At 74.4% G+C, this 18,798-nt stretch carries 17 protein-coding genes; 6 read left to right on the forward strand and 11 right to left on the reverse strand.

The genetic code is table 11. The annotated features are described in order from the left end of the window. Positions 1-49 precede the first annotated feature (49 nt). Together ACZ5GH_RS07625 and ACZ5GH_RS07630 are read left to right on the forward strand one after the other, a co-directional pair. The gene (locus ACZ5GH_RS07625) at positions 50-1,150 is read left to right on the forward strand and encodes a glycoside hydrolase family 18 protein (protein WP_387759853.1); all 1,101 of its coding nucleotides are present in this window, start codon (positions 50-52) and stop codon (positions 1,148-1,150) included. Positions 1,151-1,471: 321 nt separating this feature from the next. Further along, positions 1,472-2,425, forward strand: a complete 954-nt coding sequence (locus tag ACZ5GH_RS07630; RefSeq protein WP_387759852.1) for a PAC2 family protein — start codon at positions 1,472-1,474, stop codon at positions 2,423-2,425. A 115-nt stretch (positions 2,426-2,540) separates the two neighbouring features. Here ACZ5GH_RS07630 and mshC read toward each other — a convergent pair whose 3' ends face one another. From mshC to ACZ5GH_RS07660, 6 genes are all read right to left on the reverse strand, one after another. Next, on the reverse strand, positions 2,541-3,770 hold the full coding sequence (mshC, locus tag ACZ5GH_RS07635) for a cysteine--1-D-myo-inosityl 2-amino-2-deoxy-alpha-D-glucopyranoside ligase (protein WP_387759850.1): 1,230 nt from the start codon (positions 3,768-3,770) through the stop codon (positions 2,541-2,543). 242 nt (positions 3,771-4,012) lie between these two features. Then, positions 4,013-4,849: a dioxygenase family protein gene (locus tag ACZ5GH_RS07640; protein ID WP_387759849.1), complete on the reverse strand. Its 837-nt coding sequence runs from the start codon at positions 4,847-4,849 to the stop codon at positions 4,013-4,015. Positions 4,850-4,975: 126 nt separating this feature from the next. Then, on the reverse strand, positions 4,976-5,905 hold the full coding sequence (locus ACZ5GH_RS07645) for an AraC family transcriptional regulator (RefSeq protein WP_401104628.1): 930 nt from the start codon (positions 5,903-5,905) through the stop codon (positions 4,976-4,978). Between the two features lie 146 nt (positions 5,906-6,051). Continuing rightward, on the reverse strand, positions 6,052-6,849 hold the full coding sequence (locus tag ACZ5GH_RS07650; RefSeq protein WP_387759924.1) for an SCO1664 family protein: 798 nt from the start codon (positions 6,847-6,849) through the stop codon (positions 6,052-6,054). A 44-nt stretch (positions 6,850-6,893) separates the two neighbouring features. Beyond that, positions 6,894-7,463: a DUF3090 domain-containing protein gene (locus ACZ5GH_RS07655; protein ID WP_387759846.1), complete on the reverse strand. Its 570-nt coding sequence runs from the start codon at positions 7,461-7,463 to the stop codon at positions 6,894-6,896. 196 nt (positions 7,464-7,659) lie between these two features. Further along, complete coding sequence (locus ACZ5GH_RS07660; RefSeq protein ID WP_387759845.1) at positions 7,660-8,352, reverse strand: histidine phosphatase family protein; 693 nt, start codon at positions 8,350-8,352, stop codon at positions 7,660-7,662. Positions 8,353-8,543: 191 nt separating this feature from the next. On the opposite strand from ACZ5GH_RS07660, the gene ACZ5GH_RS07665 reads away from it, so the two are divergent. After that, positions 8,544-9,524, forward strand: coding sequence for a magnesium and cobalt transport protein CorA (locus tag ACZ5GH_RS07665; RefSeq protein WP_387759843.1), 981 nt, complete (start codon positions 8,544-8,546; stop codon positions 9,522-9,524). A 34-nt stretch (positions 9,525-9,558) separates the two neighbouring features. Here the strand turns inward: ACZ5GH_RS07665 and ACZ5GH_RS07670 are convergent, their stop codons facing one another. Beyond that, positions 9,559-10,605 carry an LLM class F420-dependent oxidoreductase gene (locus tag ACZ5GH_RS07670; protein WP_387759841.1) on the reverse strand — a complete coding sequence of 349 codons (1,047 nt, stop codon included), beginning with the start codon at positions 10,603-10,605 and terminating at the stop codon, positions 9,559-9,561. Between the two features lie 250 nt (positions 10,606-10,855). Between ACZ5GH_RS07670 and ACZ5GH_RS07675 the strand changes: the two genes are divergently transcribed. Together ACZ5GH_RS07675 and ACZ5GH_RS07680 are read left to right on the forward strand one after the other, a co-directional pair. Further along, the gene (locus ACZ5GH_RS07675; RefSeq protein ID WP_387759839.1) at positions 10,856-11,836 is read left to right on the forward strand and encodes an aldo/keto reductase; all 981 of its coding nucleotides are present in this window, start codon (positions 10,856-10,858) and stop codon (positions 11,834-11,836) included. Between the two features lie 58 nt (positions 11,837-11,894). Further along, entirely contained in the window at positions 11,895-14,102 is a 2,208-nt protein-coding gene (locus ACZ5GH_RS07680; RefSeq protein ID WP_464333763.1) for a helix-hairpin-helix domain-containing protein, read from the forward strand. A gap of 154 nt (positions 14,103-14,256) precedes the next feature. Here the strand turns inward: ACZ5GH_RS07680 and ACZ5GH_RS07685 are convergent, their stop codons facing one another. Continuing rightward, on the reverse strand, positions 14,257-14,862 hold the full coding sequence (locus ACZ5GH_RS07685) for a hypothetical protein (protein ID WP_387759836.1): 606 nt from the start codon (positions 14,860-14,862) through the stop codon (positions 14,257-14,259). Between the two features lie 365 nt (positions 14,863-15,227). Here ACZ5GH_RS07685 and ACZ5GH_RS07690 point away from each other — a divergent pair, with 365 nt between their 5' ends. Next, complete coding sequence (locus ACZ5GH_RS07690) at positions 15,228-15,434, forward strand: DUF5703 family protein (protein WP_360261758.1); 207 nt, start codon at positions 15,228-15,230, stop codon at positions 15,432-15,434. Between the two features lie 179 nt (positions 15,435-15,613). On the opposite strand, the gene ACZ5GH_RS07695 is transcribed toward ACZ5GH_RS07690, so the two are convergent. From ACZ5GH_RS07695 to ACZ5GH_RS07705, 3 genes are all read right to left on the reverse strand, one after another. Next, complete coding sequence (locus ACZ5GH_RS07695) at positions 15,614-16,501, reverse strand: chaplin (protein WP_464333764.1); 888 nt, start codon at positions 16,499-16,501, stop codon at positions 15,614-15,616. A gap of 333 nt (positions 16,502-16,834) precedes the next feature. Continuing rightward, positions 16,835-17,071 carry a chaplin gene (locus ACZ5GH_RS07700; protein WP_387759832.1) on the reverse strand — a complete coding sequence of 79 codons (237 nt, stop codon included), beginning with the start codon at positions 17,069-17,071 and terminating at the stop codon, positions 16,835-16,837. Positions 17,072-17,329: 258 nt separating this feature from the next. Further along, positions 17,330-18,661 (reverse strand): M20/M25/M40 family metallo-hydrolase, encoded by a 1,332-nt coding sequence (locus ACZ5GH_RS07705; protein ID WP_355267768.1) that lies wholly within the window; start codon positions 18,659-18,661, stop codon positions 17,330-17,332. Positions 18,662-18,798 lie beyond the last annotated feature (137 nt).

Genomic DNA, 18,798 nt, shown 5'->3' on the forward strand with positions numbered 1-18,798 from the left:
GGCCCGCCGTGCCATTCCGTATCCTGAGCGCTCGATCGCGAGGGGGAGCATGCGCGTGACCAGATTCCGGACCTCCGCGCAGCGTGTCGGCCGGGCCGTGACGGCCCCGTTCCGCATGCTGCGCGACCGCTGGCGGGCCTGGTCCCGGTGGCGCCGGGCCCTGCTGGTGCTGGTGCTGGTGGCGGCCGTCCCGGCCACCGCGCTGGGCTCGGCGTTCGTGGTGTTCCGGCTGCACTACACCGGCGAGCCCGCCGCCGACGCCCGTACCCGCGGCCGGGACGCGCTCTGGCTCGGCCACGCCTGGGTGGACGGCCGCAAGACCGAGGCCGACGTGGCCGCGCTGGTCCGGCAGCTGGCCGGCACCGGCATCCGGGACCTGTACGTGCACACCGGCCCGCTGGAGCACGACGGCTCGCTGCCGCCCGCCGTCCACCCCCGGGGTCGCTGGTTCACCGACGCCGTCCACCGGGCGCTGCCGGGCGTGCGGCTGCAGAGCTGGCTGGGTGACGAGGTCAAGCCGGAGAAGGACGCCCTGGACCTGGAGGACGCGCCCACCCGGGACCGGGTGACCGCCTCCGCCCGGCAGGTGCTGGACCTCGGCTTCGACGGCGTGCACTTCGACATGGAGCCGATCCGCCCCGGTTCGGCCGGCTGGCTGGCCCTGCTCGACCAGGTCCGGCCGGTCACCGCGGCGCGCGGCGCCCAGCTGTCGGTGGCGGCCCCGCAGATCGACCCGGTCCCGGGCCTGCACACGGCCGGCATCCTGCTCACCGACCACGGCAAGTGGTGGGACCGGGCGTACTTCACCGAGACCGCCCGCCGGGTCGACCAGATCGCGGTGATGAGCTACGACACCTCGATGCCCACCGAGCCGCTGTACGGCGGCTACGTCGCCCGGCAGACCGAACTCGCGCTGCGGTCCACCCCGGCCGACGTGGACCTGCTGATGGGCCTGCCGTTCTACTGGGACGACAAGTGGGGCCACTGGGGCGACGCCGAGACCGTCCGGGCCGCCGTCCGGGGCGTGCGACTGGGCCTGGGCCGGGAGGACCGGCGGCGGGCCAACTTCGGCGTCGCGCTGTACGTGGACTTCGCCTCGCTGCCGGAGCACTGGGCGGCGTACCGCAGCGGCTGGGTGGGCACGCCCTGAAGGGTGCCCGAGCGCCCGGCACCCGGCCGCCCCGTCGCTCCGCGCCACCGGACGGGCACGGTCCGCACCCGAACCGGTGGCTGACGAACCGTCAGCCCGGGGCCTTCCGATATCCGGTGGATCCCGGCCGTCCGCTCCCCCAGACTGTCCCGGTGCCCGGCCGTGGTGCGCATCAAAGCCCGTAGGCTGGGCAGGTAGGGACCGTGGAGCGAGGCGTTCCACGGGAGACGAGAGGTTCGACAGTCGGCAGCCGGCCGTCGGCGCCCCGGCAGGCCAGCCGGGGCGGCGCGGGTCCGACCGCCGACCGGAGGGAGACGCTGGGTGATCGAGTTGGAAGATGTTCCCGAGTTGATCGACCCGGTGATGGTCTGCGCGTTCGAGGGCTGGAACGACGCGGGCGACGCCGCCTCCGCGGCTCTGGCGCACCTGGACGAGACCTGGAGCGGCAAGGTGTTCGCCGCCCTGGACGCGGAGGACTACTACGACTTCCAGGTCAACCGGCCCACGGTCTGGCTGGACGGCGGCGTCCGCCGGATCACCTGGCCGACCACCCGGCTCTCGGTGGTCCGGGTGACGGAGCCGACGACCAGGGACGTCGTGCTGGTCCGCGGCATCGAGCCGAGCATGCGCTGGCGCTCGTTCTGCAACGAGCTGCTCGGCTTCGCGCACGAGCTGGGCGTCGAGCTGGTGGTGATCCTGGGCGCGCTGCTCGGCGACACCCCGCACAGCCGCCCGGTGCCGGTGAGCGGCGTCACCTCCGACCCGGAGCTGGCCCGCCGGCTGGACCTGGAGGAGAGCCGCTACGAGGGCCCCACCGGCATCGTCGGGGTGCTCCAGGAGGCCTGCACCCACGCCGGCGTGCCGGCCGTGACGCTCTGGGCCGCGGTGCCCCACTACGTCTCGCAGCCGCCGAACCCCAAGGCCACGCTGGCCCTGGTCAACAAGCTGGAGGACCTGCTGGACCTGCGCATCCCGCCGGGCGAGCTCGCCGAGGACGCCCGGGCCTGGCAGCTCGGCGTGGACCAGCTGGCCGCCGAGGACAGCGAGGTGGCCGAGTACGTCCAGCAGCTGGAGGAGGCGCAGGACACCGCGGAGCTGCCGGAGGCCTCCGGCGACGCGATCGCCCGCGAGTTCGAGCGCTACCTGCGCCGGCGGGAGAACGTCGGGCCGACCGGCGAGAAGCCGGTGGCCGGGCACGCCACGGCGGAGCGGCCGGCCGAGCCGGAGGCGCCGGGCGGCGCCCGGGAGGGGCAGGACGGCTCCGAGGAGGAGTGACCTCCGCACGACCGCCGTGCGACAGGCCGTCCGGCCCGCCGTACGACGGGCCGGACGGCCGAAGGGGCGTCAGGACATCCGGTCCTGACGCCCCTTCGGCGTGTGGTGCGGGGTGTTACAGCGCGACGCCCAGCAGGGCGTCCACGGTGCGGGTCACCAGGCCGGGCGCGCCGGTGTCGGTGCCGCCGTCGGCCTCCTGCCGGGCCGCCCAGCGGTCGACCGCGGCCAGCGCGGCGGGCGCGTCCAGGTCGTTCGCGAGCGCCGCGCGCACCTCGGTGAGCAGCTGCTCGGCCGCCGGACCGTCCGGGCGGGAGACCGCGGCGCGCCAGCGGGCGAGGCGCTCGACGGCGTCGTCCAGGGTGCTCTTGGTCCACTCCCAGTCCGCGCGGTAGTGGTGCGAGAGCAGCGCCAGGCGGATCGCCGCCGGGTCGACGCCCTCGCGGCGCAGCGCCGAGACGAAGACCAGGTTGCCGCGGGACTTGGACATCTTGTGGCCGTCCAGGGCGACCATGCCGGCGTGCACGTACGCCTTGGCGTACGGGTGGGTGCCGGTGGCGACCTGGGCGTGCGCGGCGCCCATCTCGTGGTGCGGGAAGGAGAGGTCGCTGCCGCCGCCCTGGATGTCGAAGGACATGCCGAGGTACTGCAGCGCGATGGCGACGCACTCGATGTGCCAGCCGGGGCGGCCGTGGCCGAGCTCGGTGTCCCAGGCGGGCTCGCCCGGGCGGGCGGCCAGCCAGAGCAGGGCGTCCAGCGGGTTGCGCTTGCCGGGGCGGTCCGGGTCGCCGCCGCGCTCGGCGAAGACCGGGCGCATGGCCTCGCGGGTCAGCCCGGAGACCTCGCCGAAGTGCGGGTCGGCGTCGACCGAGAAGTAGATGTCGCCGTCCACCTCGTAGGCGGCGCCGGAGGCCAGCAGCTTCTGGACGATCGGGACGATCCACGGGATCGACTCGACGGCGCCGATGTAGTGGGCCGGCGGCAGCATCCGCAGCGCGGTCATGTCCTCGCGGAACAGGGCCGTCTCGCGCTCGGCCAGGGCGGTCCAGTCCTGCCCGGTCTCGACCGCGCGGGCGAGCAGGGGGTCGTCGACGTCGGTGACGTTCTGGATGTACAGGACGTCGTGACCGGCGTCCCGCCAGACGCGCTGCACCAGGTCGAACGCGTTGTAGGTGGCGGCGTGGCCCATGTGGGTCGCGTCGTAGGGGGTGATGCCGCAGACGTAGATCCGGGCGGTGCCGTCCAGCGGCACGACCTCCCGGACCGTGCCCGCTGCGGTGTCGTGGATACGAAGGGGGAGCCCCTGACCAGGCAGGGCGGGAACCTCGGAGGCGGGCCAGGCATGCATGGCAACAACTTTAACCTTGCGAACATTTGAAAGCCTAACCAGTGCGAAAGATCGACTGGATTCGCTTCCTGCCGTTGCCCGGCGGTTTCCCGACTGGTAATGCACGGGATCCGGCCGCCGTTCCGGGCGCGCCCGGCCCTGCTCGGGGCACCCGTGGCCCCGGTTCCGGACACGGTTGAGCGCCCGGCCGGCCCTGCCGCCGACCGGGCGCCCGGCGCCCCCGGGGGACGCGGTCGGAGCCGCTACGACCGCTTCCAGAGGGCCGGCACGTTCGGCGGCTCCCAGCCGGCCATGGCGGTGTGCGCCTGGAGGCAGGTGTAGGAGACGCCGGAGTAGGTCACGCGGTCGCCCGCGCTGTACGAGGTACCCGCAGCCCAGGTGCCGCCCGGCGGCGTGGTCGGGGTGGAGGTGGCGGTCGGGGTGGGCGTGGGCGTCGGGCTCGGCGTGCCCGGGGTCTGCGGCACGTTCAGCACGAAGTCGAAGGTGCCCTCGCGGGTCGGCCCGTTCTGCCGGACGTTCATCAGCAGCCGGGCGTCGTAGATGGTGTCCGTGCTGTTGCGCGGCTCCCCCGGGAAGTACAGCTGGGTGGTGACGATCGGGCGGCCGGGGGCCTGGAGCTTGACGTGGATGTGCCGGGTGCGGCCCGGGTAGAGGCCGGGCACGATGGTGTCCAGCTTGTACGCGCCGTTGGCGTCGGTGAACTGGTGGCCGCGGAAGGTGTAGGTGACGTTGTCGTAGTCGCCGTCGTTGTCCGCCTGCCAGAAGTCCAGCAGCACGCCGGAGATGGGCCGGCAGGCGCGGCCGAACACGTAGCCGCTGACGACCAGGTGGGTGCCGGGGCCGTCGTTGACCATCGAGCTGCGCAGCGGGGAGTTGGGCTTGAAGTACGGGCCCTCGGTCTGCTCGATGGTGGGGGCGTCCCCGTCGTGGCACTCGGGGGTGAAGCCGAGCGGCTCGCCGCTGCTGATCCGGTCCCGGGCCAGGGCGACTCCGCCGCCGACCAGCAGCGGGGCGGCGCCCAGCGCGGCGGCGGCCTTCAGGACGGTCTTGCGGCTGATCATGCCGTCGGGCGTGGGCATGCGCCGTCTCCTTTTCGTGAGGCGGGGAGGTGGGGGGCGGCCCTTGCCATGGTGGGGGCATGACAAGGGCCGAACCGGCGACCCGTTCGCGCGCGCCGGACCGGCCACCGGTGGCCAGCAGCAAAGTTACGGGCCGTCCGGCGCGACCGCGATGGACATGATCCGGGGATCGTGGTGATTTCCGTCGACCCTGGACCGGAACTCCCCCGGGGTCATCCCGGTCTCCCTGCGGAAGAACCGGCAGAAGTACGCCGGGTCGGCGAAGCCCGCCTCCTTGGCGACCTGGCGGATGGTCAGATCCGTGCAGGCCAGCAGCCGTTTGGCCTCCAGGGTCTGCTGGCGGCGGATCAGTCCGCCCGGAGTCCGGCCGGTGGCCTGCTTCACCAGGGTCTGCAGGTGCCCCGGGGAGACCCCGAGCTCCTGCGCGGTGGACGCCACCGAGTGCCGCACTCCGCCCGGCCGGGCGATCAGCCGGGTGAAGGCGGCGGCGACTTCGGCCGGCCGACTGGGCACCGCCGGACGGTCGGCCGGGGCGCTGGCGCGCAGCGCCCGGACGATCAGGATGTGCAGGCTGGCCCGCAGCACACCCTGGTAGCCGGGCGCTCTGGTCCGGTACTCGTACTCCATGTCGGCGAGCAGCCCGGCGACCGCGTCGGCCTGTTCGCCGAGGGCGAGGGCCGGGCGGGTGGCCAGGGCCCGCAGGGCGGCGAGGTCCTGGGGGTGGCCGAGCAGGAAGTCCTCGTTGAACAGGACGACCCGTCCGACCAGGTCCTCGGTGTCCGCCCAGTAGTGCACCTGGCCGGGGGTGATCACGCACAACTGGGGCGGCGCCAGCGGCCGGTGCACGAGGTCCAGGACGTGGGCGCCGTGGCCGCCGGTGACGTGGACGATCTCGTAGAAGGAGTGCCGGTGGGGGAAGCCGGCCCGGGACAGCGGGCCGATCGCGTCGAAACTGCCGATGGCGAAGGGGAGGAGCTGGGGCAGCGGGACCTGTAGCCGGTGTAACGGCAGGTCCGGCGCGGTTCGGGGGGTGGGGGTGGTCCGTCGCACATCCATCGGAGCAGTGTGCGACCTGTTCCGGGGACAGGTCCAGACCATCTGTGCGCCGTTTTCCCGAACCGGTCCAGACCACCGTCCGGACCGGTCCGGACCACCGGCGCTCCCGAGGCGGCGAGGGCCCGTCCCGGGGGCGGGCCGCCCGGCTACACCGGCGGCCAGGGAATCGCGGGCCAGTCCTCGGGCGGCAGCGGATGCCGTCCGGAACCGCGCAGCCCGGCCACCCGGGCCCGGGTCGCGTCCAGTTCGGCCGCCGTCAGGTGCGGGGCGAGGCGCTCGGCGAGCTCGCCGTCCAACTGCTCGGCCAGCCGGGCCAGCACCTCCAGCGCCTCGGCCGGCAGTGGGTCACCGGCCCAACCCCAGAGCAGGGTGCGCAGCTTGTCCTCGGTGTTGAAGGTGACGCCGTGGTCGATGCCGTACACCCGGCCGTCGGCGGCCGGGATCAGGTGGCCGCCCTTGCGGTCGGCGTTGTTGAGCACCGCGTCCAGGACGGCGAGCCGGCGCAGCCGCCGGTCGTCGTGGTGCACCAGCAGGGCCGTCCGCCCGCCCTCGACCTCGGCCCGGACGATCGGCAGCCAGCCCGCCTCCGGACCGCGCGGGTCCTGGAGCGCGAGCAGCGGCTCGGCCCCCGGGTCCGGCTCGACCCACAGCTGCACCATGCCCGGGCCGTGCGGGCCCTCGCGCAGCACGGTGGGCGGCACCAGCCCCCAGCCGGTCGCGGCGGACAGCTCGTACGCGGCGACCTCGCGCCCGGCCAGCGTGCCGTCCGGGAAGTCCCACAGCGGGCGTTCGCCGGCCACCGGCTTGTAGACGGCCTGGGCGCTCAGCGAGCCGTGCGCCACCGTGCAGTACAGCGCGGCGTTGGAGGCGTCGGTGAGCCGGCCGTGCACGGTCAGCTCGCCCTGGCGCAGCAGCGCGAGGGCGGTGGGCACGTCGGCGGCCAGCGCGGCGGCCGCCGACGGGTCGGCCTGCGGCGGGGTGTCGGTGTTCAGCGCCGGTAGCCGTTCGCGCGCGGACACAGGTGGCCCTCCGGGTCGAGCGGCAGGTTGCAGAACGGGCAGGGCTTGCGGCCGGCCGCGACCAGGTCCAGCGCGCGCTTGGCGAAGACCCGGGCCATCGCGCCGGACAGCCGCACCCGCAGCATGTCCGGGCCGGTGTCGTCGTCGGTGAAGACCGCCTCGGCGGCCTCCTCGTCCTCCTCGTCCTCGACCAGCGCCTGGGCCTCGACCACCAGGCAGCTCTCCACGCTGTCCCAGGCCAGGGCCATCGTGCCGACCCGGAACTCCTGCTCCAGCGGGAGGTCCAGCGGGGCGGTGTCGAGCAGGTCCTTCGGGGCGGCGGCCGGGATGGCGGCGTCGCCGCCGCTGCGCCGCAGCGCCTCGTCCAGGACCTCCTCGATGCGCTCGGCGAGCGCCGCGACCTGGTTCTTCTCCAGCAGCACGCTGGTGATCCGGCCCCGGGCGCTGGCCTGAAGGTAGAACGCCCGGGCGCCGGGCTGGCCGACGGTGCCGGCCACGAACCGTTCGGGCTGGTCGTAGAAGAAGACCTGACGGGGCACGCTCTCGCTCCGGATCGTGTCGGTCGGCGCGGTTCCGCCGGGGGCGGGTCGCGGCCGGATGGACTCGTTAGTCACCCTACGACCTCCGGGCTCCGGCCGGGGAGCCGAGCCGACGGCCGCGGGCGGGGTGGCACCCGGGGAAGCGGACGGTGCCGCCCGGACGGCGCCTCCCCGGACGGCCCGTCGGCGGCGCGGGTCAGACGGTGCCGCCGACCACCGCGTCGCCGGCCGGGGTGGCCGCGGCGGGGCCGGGCTTCGGGGCGAGCGGGCCGAGGTCGCCGGTGTCGCCCATCCTCAGCACGAAGGGCCGCTGCGGGGTGTAGCGGATCGCGGTGACCGAACAGGGCTCGACGCTGATCCGCTGGAAGTGGTCCAGGTGGAGCCCGAGCGCGTCGGCCACCACCGCCTTGATCACGTCGCCGTGCGAGCAGGCGATCCAGACCGCGTCCTCGCCGTGTTCGGCGGCGATCTTCTGGTTCCACTCGCGCACCGCGTCCACCGTGCGGTGGCTCAGCGCGCGCAGCGACTCCCCGCCGGGGAAGGCGGCCGCGGCGGCGTGGTCCTGCACGGTGCGCCAGAGCGGCTCCTTGGCCAGCTCGGCCAGCGGGCGGCCGGTCCAGTCGCCGTAGTGGCACTCCCCCAGCCGCTCGTCCGCGGCCGGCGGGCCGAGTTCGGGCCGGACCGCCAGCAGCGGTTCCAGCGTCTGCCGGCAGCGCTCCAGCGGGCTGCTGACCGCCTGCACCAGCGGGATGCCGGCCAGCCGGCCGGCCAGCGCGGCGGCCTGGTCGCGCCCGGTGTCGTCGAGGTCCACGCCGGGGGTCCAACCGGCCAGGATCCCGGCGGTGTTCGCGGTGGAGCGGCCGTGACGGACGAGCAGCAGGGTGGGCATGGGGTCAGCCTACGGCCTCCGGGCCCGGCCGTGGGGCCCGGTTCTCCGCCCGGCCGCACGGTCGGGCGCCGGCCCGGGCGCCGCGGGCCAGCGGACGGGGCACCGGTCGGGTGCCGGGGACGGGTGGACCGGTGGACCGGTTCCTCCCGCGTCCTCGCCGGACGGCCCCGCCCCGGGTGACAATGGCCCGCATGATCGTCCACTGCGCCGCCTACCACGACGGCCGCCGGATCGAGGCCCCCGAGGACCTGGCCGGCGCGCTCGCCGCCGCCCGCGCGGCCGGTCCGGACGGCTTCGTCTGGATAGGCCTGTTCGAGCCCACCACCGAGGAACTCGACCAGGTGGGCCAGGAGTTCGCACTGCACCCGCTGGCCGTCGAGGACGCCGTCAGCGCCCACCAGCGCCCCAAGGTGGAGGCCTACCAGGGCTCGCTGTTCGTCACCCTGAAGACCCTCGGCTACCACCCCGGCGCGCACGTCGTCACGGTCGGCGAGGTGATGGTCTTCCTCGGCCGGGACTTCGTGATGACCGTCCGGCACGGCGAGGACAGCCCGCTCAGCGGCCTCCGCGCCACCCTGGAGCAGGATCCCGAACTGCTGCGCTACGGGCCCAGCTCGGTGCTGCACTCGGTCTGCGACACCATCGTGGACGGCTACATGGACGTGGCCACCGCGCTCCAGAGCGACCTGGACGAGCTGGAGGCGGACATCTTCGCCCCCGGCCGGGTCGGCCGCGACACCGCCGGCCGGATCTACGGCTACAAGCGCCAGGTGATGTCCGTGCGCCGGGCCACCGGCCCGCTGCTGGAGCCGATGCTCGCCCTGGAGCGCGGCGCCCGCTTCGTCCGCTCCGAGACCGCGCCCTACCTGCGGGACGTCGCCGACCACGTGGCCCGGGTGAACGACCAGGTGGACGGCATGGACCGGCTGCTGTCCGACATCCTGAGCGCCAACCTGGCGCAGGTCAGCGTCCAGCAGAACAACGACATGCGGAAGATCTCGGCCTGGGCGGCGCTGGCCGCCGTGCCGACGATGATCGCGGGCGTCTACGGGATGAACTTCGACGACATGCCCGAGCTGCACCAGGCCTGGGGCTACCCGGCGGTGCTGGTGCTGATGGTGGTGGTCTGCCTGGTGCTGCACCGGGTGTTCAAGCGGCACGACTGGCTGTAGCGCCGGTCGTGCCGCCCGCCCGCCGCCCGTCCGGTCAGGCCAGCCCGGCGCGCTCCAGCGCCTCGACGCCGGTGCGCAGCGCCAGGATCCGCTCGTCCAGGGTGAACCCGGCCGGGGCCAGGGTGAGCGTGCTGACGCCCGCGTCGGCGTAGGCCTGCATCCGGTCGGCGATCCGGGCGGTGTCGCCGATCAGCGAGGTGGCGTCGATCAGGTCGTGCGGGACGGCGGCCGCGGCGCCCGCGTAGTCCCGGGCGAGGTACTTCTCCTGGACCTCGTCGGCGGCCTGCTCGTAGCCCATCCGCCGGGCGAGCTGGTTGTAGAAGTTCTTCTCCTTGCTGCCCATGCCGCCGATGTAGAGCGCGGCGTACGAGCGCAGGGCGTCCACGCCGGCCTTGACGTCCTCGCCGACCGCGAGGTTCACGGTCGGGCAGAGGTCGAAGCCCTCCAGGGTCCGCCCGGCCTTGGCCCGGCCGGCCGTCAACGGGTCCAGGGAGAGCGCGGCGTGCTCGGGCGAGAAGAAGATGCCGAGCCAGCCGTCGGCGATCTCGCCGGTCAGCTCCAGGTTCTTCGGGCCGATCGCGGCGATGTACAGCGGGATGTGCTCGCGCACCGGGTGGACGGTGAGCTTGATCGGCTTGCCGGGGCCGCCGGGCAGCGGCAGCGTCCAGTGCGCGCCCTCGTGGACCAGGCGCTCGCGGGACATCGCCTTGCGGATGATCTCCACGTACTCGCGGGTGCGGGCCAGCGGCTTGTCGAACTTCACGCCGTACCAGCCCTCGGACACCTGCGGGCCGGAGACGCCGAGGCCGAGCCGGAACCGGCCGCCGGACAGGGTGTCCAGGGTCGCGGCGGTCATCGCGGTCATCGCCGGGGTGCGGGCCGGGATCTGGAAGATGGCCGAGCCGACGTCGATCCGCTCGGTCTTCGCGGCGACGAAGCTGAGCACCGTCGCGGCGTCCGAGCCGTACGCCTCCGCCGCCCAGCAGACCGAGTAGCCGAGCCGGTCCGCCTCCTGGGCCACGGCGATGTTGTCGGCGTCCATGCCGAGCCCCCAGTAGCCGAGGTTGATCCCGAGTCGCATCTGCCGCACCTTCCAGTGGGTTGGGGTTGTGGCGAGGGTAACCGCGCCCGCGCCGGACATGCTACTGACGGGTAGTGGTGGGCTGGGTCACACTCGCCCGGGTTTCCGCCCCGGTGATCGTTCTGCGGGTCGGCACCCGTGTCCGGGTACCGGCCGCTACGCTCAGCCGACGTGGGGAGTGCTCTTCCCACCTGCGCGTTTACCGGCCTCCGGGGCTCCCGGGGCCACCGGCCAGTGGAGGGCCCGTCCGATGGAACAACGTCACCTCGGCCGTACCGGCCTCCAGGTCTCCCGGCTCGGCCTCGGCACCATGACCTGGGGCCGCGACACCGACGAGCACGAGGCCGCGGAGCAGCTGAAGGAGTTCGTGGACGCCGGCGGCAACCTGGTCGACACCGCCGACGTGTACGCGGACGGCGGCGCCGAGTACCTGCTCTCCCGGCTCACCGACAGCCTGATCCCGCGCTCCGAGCTGGTCATCGCCACCAAGGCCGGCAGCGTCCCCGAGTCCGCCCGCCGCTTCGACGGCTCGCGCGGCCACCTGCTCGCCGCCCTGGACGCCTCGCTGCGCCGGCTCGGCACCGACTACGTCGACCTGTGGCAGGTGCACGCCTTCGACCCGGCCACCCCGGCCGAGGAGACGCTCAGCGCCCTCGACATCGCCGTCGCCTCCGGGCGCGCCCGCTACGTCGGGGTCTGCGACTTCAGCGGCTGGCAGCTCGCCAGGGCCGCCACCTGGCAGCGCGCCCACCACGGGCGGGTGCCGCTGGCCGGGGCGCAGCTGGAGTACTCGCTGCTCCAGCGCGGCATCGAGCGGGAGGCGATGCCCGCCGCACTGGACGCCGGGGTCGGGGTGCTGGCCGGCTCGCCCCTCGGGCGCGGGGTGCTCACCGGCAAGTACCGGCATGGCATCCCCCAGGACTCGCGCGGCGCCTCGCCGTACCTGACCGGGTTCGTCCAGCCGTACCTCGGCGAGCGCTCGCGGCGGATCGTGGACGCCGTCGCCACCGCCGCCGACGGGCTCGCCAGCACGCCGCTGGCGGTCGCGCTGGCCTGGGTCCGGGACCGGCCCGGGGTGGCGAGCGCCCTCGTCGGGGCCCGGACGGTGGCCCAGCTGCAGGCGGCGCTGTCGGTGGAGGCGCTTACGCTTCCGGATGAGATCCGTGGTGCGCTGGACGACATCTCGTCGCCGGTGCACCACTACCCGGACCAGGGGTGGACGGAGCTGTGACCCCCGGCCCTGGCTGTCGAGCAGAACCTGCAGTGGAGTGACCTTGGAGCGGACGACGATGACTGACACGGGCAACGGCGCTCCGGAGGTGACCGCCGGGGGCCGGCTGAGCCCGGAGACGAAGGCGGCGAAGTTCGCGGAGCTGGCCCAGCGGATCCGCGGCATGCAGTCGGAGGACGCCGCGGCGAGTGCCGCGCGGGCGGGTGCCGCCCGGGCGGAGGCCTCGATGGCGGAGGCGTCGACGGCAGAGGCGTCGACGGCAGAGGCTGCGGAGCCCGAGGGGTCGGAGCCCGCCGCCCCGACCGCCCCGGCGCCTGCCCCTGCCGCCCCGACCGCTCCGGCGCCCGCCCCTGTCGCCCCGACCCCTGCCAGGGCCGTGACGGTCCCCGCCCCGGCCGCTCCCGCCCCGGTGGTGTCCGACCGGCAGCGCGCCGAGGCGATCCGCGCCACCGCCGAGGTGCTGGCCGCCGGCGGCGCCCCGGCCGAGCTGGCGGCCGCCGCCGTGGCCGAGTTCGGTGAGGAGGCCCCCCGGCGGCTGCGCGAGGACCCGTGGGCGGTGCTGGGCCTGCCCGGTGTCCGCCCCGAGCACGCGGACGGCTTCGCCCGTGAGCTGCTCGGCCCCGAAGCCGGCCCGGGCGACGAGCGTCGTGCCCGGGCGCTGGTCGCGTGGCTGCTGGAGCAGGCGGCGCTGCGCGGGCACTCGGCCCAGGAGGCGGCCGAGGTGGCGGCCGGGCTCGAACGGCTCCGGATGCCCGACCCGGGCGCCGCGATCCAGGCCGCCGTCGCGGACGGCCGGGTGCTGCCCTTCCAGGAGGAGCTGACCGGCGCCGAGGCGCACGCGGCGGGGGGCGGCGAGGAGGACGAGGCGCCGACCCGCACGCTGCTCGCCCTGGAGGGGCTGGCGATGGCCGAGGACAGCCTCGCCGAGAAGCTGCTCCAGCTGATGGCCACCTTCGTGCCGGGCGAGGACCCGGCCGACGAGGCCACCGACCCCGACGAGGCCGAGGAGGAGGCCGGGGAGAGCGGGGCCGCCGAGGACTCCGCCGAGCGGGCCCCCGCGGCCCCCGGCCCGACCGCCTGGGCGGCCGCCGCCGAGGCCGCCCCGTCCTCCTCCGCGACCGCCCTGATCACCGCCGCCGCCGAGCACGCCCTGGTGCTGCACACCGGCGGCGAGGCCGCCCGCGCCGAGCCGGCCGCGCTGGTCACCGCCGCCCGGGGCCTGGGGCTGCGGGCCTGGGCCGCCACCTGGACCGACCAGGGCCGGGACTCCCTCACCGCGCTCGCCGGGGCCGGCACCGGGGCCGAGGCCCCCGTGGTCACCCTCGCCGAGCTGCTCTCCGGCGCCGCCGGCCCCGGCCGCGCCCCGGACGGCACCCTCGCCCTGGACCTGCTGGTCCTCCTGGACGCCCCGCTGCTGGACGTCGAACTGGCCGCCACCGTCCTGGAGTCGCTGGCCGACGGCACCCGGCTGGTGCTCAGCGGGGACCCGGGCCAGCTCTGGTCGGCCGGGCCCGGCCGGTTCTTCGCCGACCTGCTGGCCGCCAGGGCCTGCCCGGCGGTCGCCTCCCGCACCCCGGACTTCGGCCCGATCGGCGAGCTGGTCTCCGGCATCGGCATCGGCGAGCTGCAGCCGGTCGAGGCGCCGGACAAGGAGGTGGTCATCCTGACCGCCAAGGACGCCGGCGAGGCCGTCCACCGTGCCATCCAGCTGCTCACCGACTCCATCCCGCGCGCGCTGGGCATCCCCGTCGAGCAGGTGGTGCTGCTCACCCCGGGTCACGGCGGCGCGGCCGGCACCCGCGCGCTGAACGCCGCCGCCAAGGCCCGGCTCAACCCCGGCCCCGGCCGGTTCGGCGGCTTCGACCCGGGTGACCGGGTGGTCGACTCCCCCGCCCCCGGCGTCACCCGCCCGGCCCGGGTGCTGGACGGCGACGCCACCGGTCTGCACCTGGAGTACACGGACGGCTCGCGCCGGACGGTCCCGCCGGCCGAGGCCGCCCGGCTGCGGCACGGCTGGGCGCTGACCGTCCACCAGGCGCTCGGCCGGCGCTGGCCGGGCGCGGTCGTGGTGCTGCCGGAGGACGCCGCCCCGGCGCTCACCCGGCAGTGGGTCTACACCGCCTTCGGGCGCGGCGAGCGGCACCTGTCCGTGGTGCACGCGGCGGGCCCGGCGCTCGCCCAGGCCGTCGCCGAGCGCCCGGCGCAACCGCGCACCACCCGGCTGCGGGCGGTCCTCGCCGAGAACACCGCAGCCTCGGAGAACTGACCGGCGTTCCGGCGGGCCTCGCGTCGTGCGTCCCGGCCGGCCCCGTCGCGTCGTGCGTTCCGGCCCGCCGGCCGGGACGCACGCGCCGGGCCGGAACGCACGACGGGCGGGCCCGGTGGTCCCGGGCCCGCCCGTCGGCTCGTCCTGGACGGCGTCAGTCGTCCGGGTCCTCGTCGTCGTAGACCTCGCTGACGTCGAACCGGCAGATCAGCAGCTGCGGGTCGGCGTGCTCGAAGGGCTCGGGCAGCCACTCGCCCGGCTCGGTCGGCTCGGCGGCCGCGACCCAGAGCGTCGAGTCGGCCTCCTCCAAGCCGAACTCCTCGCTGCGGGCGGCGATCTCGTCGGGCTCGTACTCGCCGAACAGCACGCCGATCGCGGCGTTCACCTCGCCCGCGCCGACTTCGCCCGGAGTCAGCGACTCGTCCAGCCGCTCCGCCTGGGCACGCAGCCGCTTGGGGTCGACGACGTGGTAGTCGCGGCGGATCAACACACTGATCGCCTCGGGCTGTTCGGGGCCGTGGTAACCGCCGGGGCCCTCGTCCCCGGGGATCTCGAAGGGCGTCACCTCGTCGTAGGCCTCGTACAGGAGCTGGTCGTAGGCGATGGCCGCCGTGGCGAGCTGCTCGTAGGCGGCGGACACGGCGGGATCATCGGCTGCGTTGGGGCTTGACACCGCTTCCAGATGACGGTCGATGGCGGCCTTGACCGCCTCAGCGGCGGCGCGTACCTCGGCAATGGTGGGCTGCGCGGCATCAGACATGGTGCAGACGCTATCTCCCCGCGGCGCCGGTACGCACAGCGGTTGTCACCTACACCCGCGATTTCACCGCAACTTCCGCCCTGATGTCCGATCCCTTCCGTTTCGTCCTCCGGTGACACCGGCGCGAAGCGGGCGCGCAGGGCGCGCGCCGGGCCCGCCGAGGCCGCCCGGGTGCCGCTTCGCGCGCCGGGATCGGGGTATTCCCTTCACAGCGGCAACAGAACTGATGGACTGTCAGTCGACCGCGCGGGTCGTCGCCCTCCGGGCCGCCGCCTCCGCGCGGGAGGACGGCCGGAAATACCCGGGCCGACTGTCCGGGGCAGGCCGTAGGCTTGCCCGAGGTGATCCCCAGGAGGAGCGTTTTGATCCCACGGAAGCCGGTCCGGCAGCCGGAGTACGAGTACCAGTCCCTGCGCATGCCGCGCGGCACCACGCGCAACGCGGCGCGCCAACTGCTCACCGAGCACGCCGAGTACGGGCACTGGGAGCTCGACCGGCTCAGGTTGTTCCCCGACGGCAGCCGGACGGTCCGGTTGAAGCGGCGGATCATCCGGCAGGTCCGGAGCTGGTGACGGGCGGGGCGCCGCGGCCCCGGGCAGGGCTCGCCCCGAGCCCTCACCCACCCGCGGCCGCCCGTTCGCTCGGCGGCCGCGGGTGCGTCGTTCCGCGGCGGGCGCGCGGGCCGGGTCCGGCACGCACCCCGAGGGCCTTCCTCAGGCCCCGGGCCTGTCGACGACAGGCCCTCAGCGGGTCAGCGGGCGCCGGCCCGGGCCCGGCGGTAGAGCACGCCGCCGCCGAGCAGCAGCGCGAGACCGGCGGCACCGAGCAGCTCGACGCCGCCGGCCCCGGTGGAGGCCAGCTGGGCGGCCGGAGCGTCCGCGGCGGCGGGCGCCGCGACGACCGCCGCGGTGGACTCGCCGCCGATGCGCGGGTTCGTCACCTCCTCGGCGGAGACCTGCGGCGGGGTCGGGCAGGCCTCGGCGCAGCCCTCGGCCGGCGGGGCCGGGGTGGGCGGCACGACCTTCTCCACGTTGGCGCAGTGGTTGCCGAACGCCGGGTTGGCGACGCCGACCACGTTCACCGAGTTGCCGCACGCGTTGACCGGGACGTCCACCGGCGCCTGGACGCTGTTGCCGGAGATCACGCCGGCCGAGTTGGTGGCGGTGCCGGAGGCGCCGGCGCCCGGGACGTCGACGCCCGGAACGCCGGCACCCGGGAGGTTGGCGCCCGGCACCGTGGTGCCCGGAACGCCGGTGCCCTGGCTCCCGCCGGTACCCGAGCCGTCGACGCCGCCCGCGCCACCACCGGTGTGGCCGCCGCCACCGCCGGTGGCCCCCGAGCCGCCGCCGGGCTGGCCGCCCTGGGCGGGCTTGCCCGCCGGGTGGCCTCCGCCGTTGACGTTGGCGCAGTGGTTGCCGAAGGACGGGTTCAGCAAGCCGACCACGTCGATCGTGTTGCCGCAGGCGTTGATCGGCACCTGGATCGGCACCTGGACCGAGTTGCCCGAGACGACGCCGGGCGAACCGGCGGCCACCCCCTGTGCCTCGGCTCCCCCCGCATAGGCGTAGCCGGCGGTCGAGGCCAGCACACTGCCGGTGGCCACGGCCGTGAGGATCCCCTTCTTGGCTACATTCCTCATGTTTTCCCCTGACATTTCGAGACGACGTGTCGACCTTGACGTGAACCTTCAAGAAAGTCGGAATTTCGGTATATCCGTAAATCACGCAAGGGCTTCGGCTGCACACGGGTTAACGAGGGGCCAACCGGGAGGTTGAGCCGAACGAATCAGCTTCACCCGATCGAGCGATCGTGTCGGGTGCCGTGTATCCGGCGGCCCCGGGAGGACCGCCGGCCGGCAGCCGACGGGCGCCGACGGGCCGCCGGGAACGCGAAGGCCCCCGGCGCGGCGCGTCCGCCGCCCGGGGGCCGTTCCGAGTTCGGCTCAACAGGCCTCGGCGGCCCGGAGGTCGACTCAGACGTTGGCGCAGTGGTTGCCGAAGGCGGGGTTCAGCACGCCGACGACGTCCACGGTGTTGCCGCAGAAGTTGATCGGGATGTGCACCGGGACCTGGATCTGGTTGCCCGACAGCACACCCGGGGAGCCCGCGGCCACACCCTCGGCGCCCGCGTGAGCGGACGCGACACCGGCGGCGGCGAGCACCAGACCACCGGTGGCGGCGGTGACAGCGGCGATCTTCTTGACCTTCATCATTCCTCCTGTATGGACAACGCAACCCGTTCGGCGGGCTGCACAGGGATGAACGACGCTGCGGCAAACGGGGTACGGAGTGGATCTCCCATTCACCCGCAACGGTGAGGTCTCGCACAAATGATCAACCAGGAAATTCCGGAGGAACCGTTTCTGTCGATCTCCTTCTCCCGGTCCCACAATCATCCGCTCGGACAATGCGGCCGGCCCGCCCCCGGCGCTCCGGGAACGGGCCGACCCAGTCGCCTGATCAGGAATTCAGCAGGCGTCGATGAAGCGGTCCAGCACCCGGGCGCCGAACTTCAGGCCGTCCACCGGCACCCGCTCGTCCACGCCGTGGAACATCCCGGCGAAGTCCAGGTCCGGCGGCAGCTGGAGCGGCGCGAAGCCGAAGCAGCGGATGCCCAGGTCCTGGAAGGACTTGGCGTCCGTCCCGCCCGACAGGCAGTACGGGACCGCGCGGGCGATCGGGTCCTCGGCCCGCAGCGCGGTCTGCATCGCCTCGACCAGGGCGCCGTCGAAGCCGGTCTCGATCGCCTTGTCCGAGTGGATGCTCTCGCGCTTCACGCGCGGGCCGAGCACGCTGTCCAGCTCGGCCAGGAACTCCTCCTCGTAGCCGGGCAGGAAGCGCCCGTCCACGTGCGCGGTGGCCTGACCGGGGATCACGTTCACCTTGTAGCCCGCGCCGAGCATGGTCGGCTGGGCGGTGTTGCGCAGGGTGGTGCCGATCATCTTGGCGATGCCGCCGAGCACCCGCAGCGTCTCGTCCATGTTCTCCGGGTCCAGCTCGACCCCGAGCGCGTCCGACAGCTCGTCCAGGAAGGCCCGGACGGTCTTGGTGATCCGCAGCGGGAACTGATGCCGGCCGAGCCTGGCGACCGCCTCGCACAGCTCGGTGATCGCGTTGTCGTCGTTCTCCATCGAGCCGTGGCCGGCCCGGCCCTCGACCGTCAGGCGCATCCAGTGCATGCCCTTCTCGGCCGTCTCCACCAGGTAGAGCCGGACCTGGTCGTTGACCGTGAAGGAGAAGCCGCCGACCTCGCCGATCGCCTCGGTCACGCCCTCGAACAGTCCCGGGTGCTTGTCCACCAGGAAGCGCGCCCCGTAGGTGCCGCCGGCCTCCTCGTCGGCGAGGAAGGCCAGCACGATGTCGCGCGGGGGCTTGCGCCCGGTGCGGAGCCGGTCGCGGATGACCGCCAGGGTCATCGCGTCCATGTCCTTCATGTCGACCGCGCCGCGCCCCCAGACGCAGCCGTCCGCGATCTCGCCGCCGAACGGGTCGTGGGTCCAGTCCGCGGCGTTGGCCGGCACCACGTCGGTGTGGCCGTGGATCAGCAGGCCCGGACGGGAGCGGTCCTCGCCCTCGATCCGGACCACGGTCGAGGCCCGCCCCTTGGCCGACTCGAAGATCTTCGGTTCGAGGCCGAACTCGGCGAGCTGCTCGGCCACGTACTCGGCCGCCTTCCGCTCGCCCGGGCCGGAGCCGTCCCCGTAGTTACTGGTGTCGATCCGGATCAGATCGCGACAGATCTCGGCGACCTCCGACTCAGCCGTCACCTTCGGGGCCGCCGACTCGCTCCGCTCGCTCACGGTCACTCCTCGTCTTGGGCCCGCACCGACGCACCAGCGCGCCACCCCCAGGACCTGCACCCGGGCCGTACGAGCACGTCCGCCCATCCTCCCCCAGCCCCGTATCCCGATCCAGCCCCCGCACGCTCCCGAAACCC

This window comes from Kitasatospora sp. Xyl93, from assembly GCF_055383135.1.

What these genes read in the sequence shown, in the direction of transcription:
- ACZ5GH_RS07625 (WP_387759853.1), top strand. Translation starts at nt 50, where the DNA reads ATGCGCGTGACCAGATTCCGGACCTCCGCGCAGCGTGTCGGCCGGGCC.
- mshC (WP_387759850.1), bottom strand. Translation starts at nt 3,770, where the DNA reads ATGCATGCCTGGCCCGCCTCCGAGGTTCCCGCCCTGCCTGGTCAGGGG.
- ACZ5GH_RS07640 (WP_387759849.1), bottom strand. Translation starts at nt 4,849, where the DNA reads ATGCCCACGCCCGACGGCATGATCAGCCGCAAGACCGTCCTGAAGGCC.
- ACZ5GH_RS07645 (WP_401104628.1), bottom strand. Translation starts at nt 5,905, where the DNA reads ATGGATGTGCGACGGACCACCCCCACCCCCCGAACCGCGCCGGACCTG.
- ACZ5GH_RS07660 (WP_387759845.1), bottom strand. Translation starts at nt 8,352, where the DNA reads ATGCCCACCCTGCTGCTCGTCCGTCACGGCCGCTCCACCGCGAACACC.
- ACZ5GH_RS07665 (WP_387759843.1), top strand. Translation starts at nt 8,544, where the DNA reads ATGATCGTCCACTGCGCCGCCTACCACGACGGCCGCCGGATCGAGGCC.
- ACZ5GH_RS07670 (WP_387759841.1), bottom strand. Translation starts at nt 10,605, where the DNA reads ATGCGACTCGGGATCAACCTCGGCTACTGGGGGCTCGGCATGGACGCC.
- ACZ5GH_RS07675 (WP_387759839.1), top strand. Translation starts at nt 10,856, where the DNA reads ATGGAACAACGTCACCTCGGCCGTACCGGCCTCCAGGTCTCCCGGCTC.
- ACZ5GH_RS07680 (WP_464333763.1), top strand. Translation starts at nt 11,895, where the DNA reads ATGACTGACACGGGCAACGGCGCTCCGGAGGTGACCGCCGGGGGCCGG.
- ACZ5GH_RS07685 (WP_387759836.1), bottom strand. Translation starts at nt 14,862, where the DNA reads ATGTCTGATGCCGCGCAGCCCACCATTGCCGAGGTACGCGCCGCCGCT.
- ACZ5GH_RS07695 (WP_464333764.1), bottom strand. Translation starts at nt 16,501, where the DNA reads ATGAGGAATGTAGCCAAGAAGGGGATCCTCACGGCCGTGGCCACCGGC.
- ACZ5GH_RS07700 (WP_387759832.1), bottom strand. Translation starts at nt 17,071, where the DNA reads ATGAAGGTCAAGAAGATCGCCGCTGTCACCGCCGCCACCGGTGGTCTG.